Below are 5,975 nucleotides of genomic sequence, written 5' to 3' on the forward strand. Positions count from 1 at the left end.
GTCCAGCAATGCAACGTGTTCATCGCGCCAAGTGGAACAGTAAACACGTTCAGGAAAAACGTGCTGCTGAACAGGCTATTCGTGATGAGATGAAACAAGAAGCTCAGGCTACATACCACACCCTCAAAGATTTAGATCTGCAGATCGTTGTTGACCTCAGAAGTTTCACCGTGTCCGAACTGCCTGAGCCTGTTGAAATCGTATTACCTGAAACAGGTTCTCAGTCGTCATCATCCGAAGAGCAACAGCCTGTTCTGGTTGCCCCTGCACCACATACACGCACTAAATCTTCTTCAACTGCTAGAGCGGTTAAACGCGATCCTGTTAAAAGTAAGAGAAAGCAGGTTAAACCTCGTCAAAGTAATGTGTTCAAGCGTTTCACCCTACTGGTGGTTGAATATATAAGAGAGAAATTCGTCTGGACCAAGAAGAAGCCGGTTCCGGTTTCAACTGATGTAGAACACGATAAGCGTATTGCTGAAAACTATGTCTTTGACGAGGTGCAGGGGATCTATGTTTCACGTTCTGAGTATGAAAAACGTGCCAGATTTAACAGTGACACTTATAGTCCAACCAAGGAGGAGATCAGACGCTTCCCAAGCCGTCAGCTTAAGCCCGAACAACCAGATAGCGCTCTGGACTACATACCTACGCTTTCGGGGGATAGAAAACCGCCTACACCACAGTTGAAACCGCCGGGTTATCATCACGATTGAATGTAAAATAAGCGATTGGATTGAACGGACGAAACATGGTATTCAATGTAGATAAATTATGTTGCTAACAGAGGTTTTATGCCAAACCCTATATCAGATACCACTATTGATTTTTATAAAAAACATGCTCATAAATGGGATGAGATAAGGCAAAAACATTTCCGCGAGAAATCTTGGATGGAGCGTTTTTTATCAGAAACCCTATCGAACGGCAATATACTTGATATTGGCTGTGGTTCTGGTAATCCGCTGGGTGGATATATAATCAATCAAGGGTATAATCTTACAGGGATTGACTCATCTTCACCATTAATTGAACTCTGCATAAAACGCCATCCTTCGCATAACTGGATTATAGGCGATATGCGCACACTATCACTGAATAAATCCTTTGATGCCATCCTTGCTTGGGACAGTTTCTTCCATCTAACTCAGGATGACCAAAGAAAAATGTTTCCTCTCTATAAGGCGCATTCTCACAAAGGAACAATGCTGATGTTTACCAGCGGTACCCATGATGGGGAAGTTATCGGAAAATTTCTTGGTGATGACCTATACCATGCCAGCTTATCGCCGGAAGAATATCGCAGCCAGTTAGATAATAATGGTTTTGATATTATTGATCATATAGAAAATGATCCCAGCTGTGAAAGAACGATATGGTTAGCAAAGTCTCGATGAAATTTACATCGGATAAAAAGCCGATATTATTCGGCTTTTTATTAAATGGTTAGTATTAATTATCCCTTTTTTCAATAGCATCGCGATAACGCTGTTGCTCAACAATACTCAGATTGGGATCAGACAGAACACTCCGCCCCTTCACTGCAATGTCGTAATCAATTTGGGACTGTGTTTCATATTCTTTGGTCGGTTTAAAATAATCGGATTGCTGTGCAGATGACGATGCAGAATAACCAGAATATGTTTTACTCCCAGCACAACCAAGATAAGCCAGCAGGCAGGCAAACAAGAAGAAAAATGTCCATGCGGCATTATATCCATTAACTATGTAGCCACTGCCACTCACATCTGAAAACACGCCGTGAAATCTACTGGCGTAGACAATCAGGAATGATGAGAGGACAACAGCCCTGCTTTTCCCGATAGTTAAATGCTTACGTATAAATTTTATTGTTGGCACTAGCGTGACCGCAAACAGCCCAAGAGCAGCAAATACCAGCCATACAGGAAACAGCCCGTATTTTTGCGTAGTGTTTTGCGAGACCATCACCAGCGACAGCACCAAGAAGGCGTTAAGTAGAAAAAGCCCCAATGCCATCGATACCTTTACGTTCTTTGATGCCTTCCTGATAAACAGCACCGGTGCCAATGATGGTATGTTCATCAGCAGACCAATGAAAAACACCCAATAGATAGTGTTCATAGCGTTCTTCCTGTAATTACCGAGCAGACCAGCCGTTATTGGTTTTCACCAGAACAATTTTGGCTTCCTCTGGTTCAGCCATCCCCTTCACGCCAGAGAAAGCATTTTTATCAACCCAGCCCGGAACGCCATCGAGTTTCCACGTATAGGTCACTTGCGTGATTTTAGCGCCATTACCCTCACTTGGTTCAGTCCAGCTTGTGATCTGAGCTACAACACGATGACCAACACAGGCACCTTCCTCACGGTTCCAAAAATCAACCTCTTGTCCTTTGTCTGTTATCTCTAATACATCAACGCTACTAAAGCCGTTAGCCTGTTGCGAAACAGTGAGAAGCCCCTGCTCAACAAGCCCATTCAGTATTTCATCACTGGCACTGTATCCGGCAGAACGATAGCCATGATTAACCTTTACTGGAAAACCTTTGTTGAAAGCAAAGTCATTGTTTTGCAGTGAGTAGCACACCTTTGATTTTGAAATTTTCGCGTTAATCGCCTTCTCAAAGTCGCCTTTCTCCCCACATCCCGCCAAAACAAGGGCTGTGCCAGCAACAAGTAAAATCTTCTTCATCTTCCTATCCATCCTGATAATCAAAAATGCTGTTATGTAGAGGTTGTCTGCAGCGCATCTGTAGTCGTTAAGGCTTGTTCTTACTGGCATAACGCAACAAAACCACCTGATTAACCAATTGATAGGATTAAATTATTTTTGTGGGCCGTCATATCGTTTGTAACGATCAAAATCAAAATAATGATAGTTAAAGACTATCATTAAATACATATTGATCGATTAAAACAATTAAAAAACCGATCGATAAGAAATTATCAATCGATGTAAACTATCAATATCAATTTATCGATCTGCAATACCGATCATTTTCTTGCTAGATGAATCGATACTGGATAAAGTGAACAGAAGGCTCACTGGACCGTTTATACGCTGGTTTGTAGGGATAGAACGAAACCCTATGACCAACAGCCAGCACTGCCCTATGGCCCTTTCTTGGCCTTTATTAATGCAACATCAGGGAAAACAAAAGTGAAGGATGCCGTTAGCTGATTAGATAGAAAAAATCATAGGCTTCTGATAAGCGACTTTCTTCACCACTAATTAACATGACCTATTTCAATGGACAGCAGCAACACAACGCTAGTCCCGGCCTCTTTACGCCTATTTTTACGTTTACTGTTTATATGGAGTTAACATGAAAAAACTGTTTATCGCTGCTCTGGTGATCCTGCCTCTTTCCGCTTGCACCACCTATGGCAACAAATCTCTGAAAGACGAAACCCAACAAACCGTAAAAACCAAAATCGTTAAAGGGAAAACGACCCAGCAAGATGTTATTAACGCATTCGGGGAACCACAAACGCGCGCTACCAATGACGGTCAGGAAATGTGGTCCTATTCCAGTATGTCAGGCGAAACTCAGCTATCTAACTACATCCCCGGTCTGGCCCTGCTGAAGAACAGCAACACCGCTCACATGAAATCCTTAGAGATCTGGTTCAAGGGGAATGTTGTTGACCGATATAATTTCAGCCAGACGGCGAGTAAGGTTTCGCGTGGACTGCTGGATTAATTTTCATAAAAAGCAACCAAATTTTGATAAAGATATATGATAGAGAGGGATTTTATCCTTCTTTATCATATACAGTTCATAATCACAAATATCGAAGACATCAGTTTTCTATCCTAAATTCAAATCATTGCCTTCTATTCATTTTTACATTATCATTTCTATTGCATATAATATCTGCGATTATGAACAATTATATTCATAAGTTTGAAATTATTATAAAGGATAGCTGATGATACCTTCTTTTGATTCACTCGTTCCTTCTTTGTCAGATTTATTAGAAAATAAAATCTCATTTCTTATTGTATTTTTAGTTATTTTGATATCTTCACTTTTATATATAAAGAAAAGGTCGGGTTCAGGTTTTTCTATAGCAAACAGATTTTTTATTTTTTGGATTGGTAGTAAAGACAAGAGTGAAAGTGAATTAATAGACGAAATAATTGACATTGAAAAATTTAATTTTCAATACAATACGCGCGCATTATCTAAAAGACAAAAAATAAACTTTGAAACATGGATAAAGAAATATGAATTAGATTTTAGAATGATATCTAAACTAAAATCAAACTTCGACATAGAAAAACTTAAAATCGCCAAAATAAATAAAATAATTCCCACAGTGCTATTTATAGCAATGTTTATCCCTTTTATTATAGGGTTTGAGACTTTTATTATTGCAGTAAAGCCTGCCGGACTAATAAATATCAATGATACGGGGTGGTTTTGGTTCAATAAAAATGAAGCTTTGCAATATAAATTTTTAGGCTCTACTAAGAACGCATGGGTTATCACACCTGAATCATGCAGCAATAAAGAAAAAATAAAAATAGAACTCCATAAAGACACAATTGACACTATATGTGAATCTTTTAGCAGCAAACGAAGTTTAGATTACATAGACAAATTAATCGCAAAACAACGTACTTTTTTTGGAGCAGTCACAACTTTTTTAGCAATTACAATGTTAGTTATATTCAAAATAACCATATCGCTATTAACAACATATGATGCTCGAAGGATGGTTTTTTTTAAGGTTAAACGATACAGAAAAAAAAGAATATGATATAGTCGGGTAATCTTTCCATAGAGCCTATTATATCTTATAAAAGGCTCTATAGGACATTATTTATAATTCGCTACAATATAAATGCCAACACAAGAATCATTAATCTCTGAGATTTGATCACCAATGTTAGCGTGGTTCATAATGTTGCCAGATGCTCTAAGTTCGCAGGGAATATTTTTAGTAAGTCAGCGCATTAGTGCGTTCAGTTCATCTTAGGAAAATGTTTTATGAGTTTACTCATTATTCATCACCATCAATTTCATCCCAATCTAATGGTTCTTCTGGTGCAGCAAGGGTTACACTATCCACAAGGTTCTGCTTTTTTATACCTTTGCGCTTCATTGCCCCTTGAGACTTTTTAGCCTGTAATCTGGCGATTAACACATCGATGTCTTCTTGACTATTTACATCTTGAATGGCTGACTCAATAGACCTACGCTTATCTTCATTTTTAGTATAGTCTCCTCCGCTATGAGTAACGCTTTCATCTCGTTCAATCTCTATCGTTTCTTTCTTTTTTCTAATCTCAGAAACAAAGCGATCCCTATCACCGTTGAAAACAATTGCAGGGTTTATGAAATACCAGTTTTTTTCATTAGTTTTAGCAATAATACGTTTCTCGATTAGTTCCTTTATCCCCCGGTAAAAGATAGATTCAGATAAGACAAAATGATCTATCTTTTCCGCAAGAGACATTGCCTTTTTACAGCTCAGGTAAAAATGATCTTTACCTATCGCATCCTGATAAATACGTAAAAAGATAAAAAATACTTTGTATGCTGTTTTCGTGAGATCAAAGTAGGCTTTTATTTGTGATGTATAGAGTTTGATGAACTCTTCTTTATCAACCTCTTGTGTATGCACAATATTAGCAAAGTAGCTTCGACTAGCATCTTTTCTTTCGATAAGTTCAGTTCCCCTTGAAACAGTCAGATTTTTCTTTCTTGTCTCAATCTTTAGTTCTGTCTCAAAGCAAAATGGGTTTAAGCCCAAATCCAAGTCAACTTCCATTTCTTTAATCATATTATCACCTTTTATTATTTTATTTATAATAAAGTAAATACCATGCATTAAATAGATATCAAGTTTTTTGCATGTTTTTTTGCGAAAATATTTTATAAATCGCAAGTTTTCCAGTGACGATGATTTAAGGAAGGTGCGATTTAATCGTCAGTTATGAGAACATAAGGCTTTCTTTGCCATAGATTTTTCACGATGCCCGC

The 5,975-nt window shown here is 38.2% G+C and carries 6 protein-coding genes and 1 pseudogene; 4 read left to right on the top strand and 3 right to left on the bottom strand.

The features are described 5' to 3' along the window. Positions 1-716, top strand: a pseudogene (locus tag ACSZO4_RS24120) (MobQ family relaxase); the annotation flags it as partial. A gap of 78 nt (positions 717-794) precedes the next feature. After that, positions 795-1,397: a class I SAM-dependent DNA methyltransferase gene (locus ACSZO4_RS24125; RefSeq protein WP_437891615.1), complete on the top strand. Its 603-nt coding sequence runs from the start codon at positions 795-797 to the stop codon at positions 1,395-1,397. Between the two features lie 55 nt (positions 1,398-1,452). On the opposite strand, the gene ACSZO4_RS24130 is transcribed toward ACSZO4_RS24125, so the two are convergent. Then, the gene (locus tag ACSZO4_RS24130) at positions 1,453-2,103 is read right to left on the bottom strand and encodes a hypothetical protein (protein ID WP_437891617.1); all 651 of its coding nucleotides are present in this window, start codon (positions 2,101-2,103) and stop codon (positions 1,453-1,455) included. 16 nt (positions 2,104-2,119) lie between these two features. Further along, on the bottom strand, positions 2,120-2,674 hold the full coding sequence (locus ACSZO4_RS24135; RefSeq protein ID WP_437891618.1) for a membrane lipoprotein lipid attachment site-containing protein: 555 nt from the start codon (positions 2,672-2,674) through the stop codon (positions 2,120-2,122). 634 nt (positions 2,675-3,308) lie between these two features. On the opposite strand from ACSZO4_RS24135, the gene ACSZO4_RS24140 reads away from it, so the two are divergent. Continuing rightward, positions 3,309-3,686 carry a hypothetical protein gene (locus ACSZO4_RS24140; RefSeq protein ID WP_437891620.1) on the top strand — a complete coding sequence of 126 codons (378 nt, stop codon included), beginning with the start codon at positions 3,309-3,311 and terminating at the stop codon, positions 3,684-3,686. Between the two features lie 229 nt (positions 3,687-3,915). Further along, positions 3,916-4,749 carry a DUF6216 family protein gene (locus tag ACSZO4_RS24145; RefSeq protein WP_437891622.1) on the top strand — a complete coding sequence of 278 codons (834 nt, stop codon included), beginning with the start codon at positions 3,916-3,918 and terminating at the stop codon, positions 4,747-4,749. A 243-nt stretch (positions 4,750-4,992) separates the two neighbouring features. Here ACSZO4_RS24145 and ACSZO4_RS24150 read toward each other — a convergent pair whose 3' ends face one another. After that, positions 4,993-5,772 carry a hypothetical protein gene (locus tag ACSZO4_RS24150; protein ID WP_437891623.1) on the bottom strand — a complete coding sequence of 260 codons (780 nt, stop codon included), beginning with the start codon at positions 5,770-5,772 and terminating at the stop codon, positions 4,993-4,995. Positions 5,773-5,975: the final 203 nt, after the last annotated feature.

Source organism: Phytobacter sp. V91 (assembly GCF_965644225.1).
Classification (GTDB): Bacteria; Pseudomonadota; Gammaproteobacteria; order Enterobacterales; family Enterobacteriaceae; genus CBFFRJ01.

What these genes read in the sequence shown, in the direction of transcription:
- ACSZO4_RS24125 (WP_437891615.1), top strand. Translation starts at nt 795, where the DNA reads ATGCCAAACCCTATATCAGATACCACTATTGATTTTTATAAAAAACAT.
- ACSZO4_RS24130 (WP_437891617.1), bottom strand. Translation starts at nt 2,103, where the DNA reads ATGAACACTATCTATTGGGTGTTTTTCATTGGTCTGCTGATGAACATA.
- ACSZO4_RS24135 (WP_437891618.1), bottom strand. Translation starts at nt 2,674, where the DNA reads ATGAAGAAGATTTTACTTGTTGCTGGCACAGCCCTTGTTTTGGCGGGA.
- ACSZO4_RS24140 (WP_437891620.1), top strand. Translation starts at nt 3,309, where the DNA reads ATGAAAAAACTGTTTATCGCTGCTCTGGTGATCCTGCCTCTTTCCGCT.
- ACSZO4_RS24145 (WP_437891622.1), top strand. Translation starts at nt 3,916, where the DNA reads ATGATACCTTCTTTTGATTCACTCGTTCCTTCTTTGTCAGATTTATTA.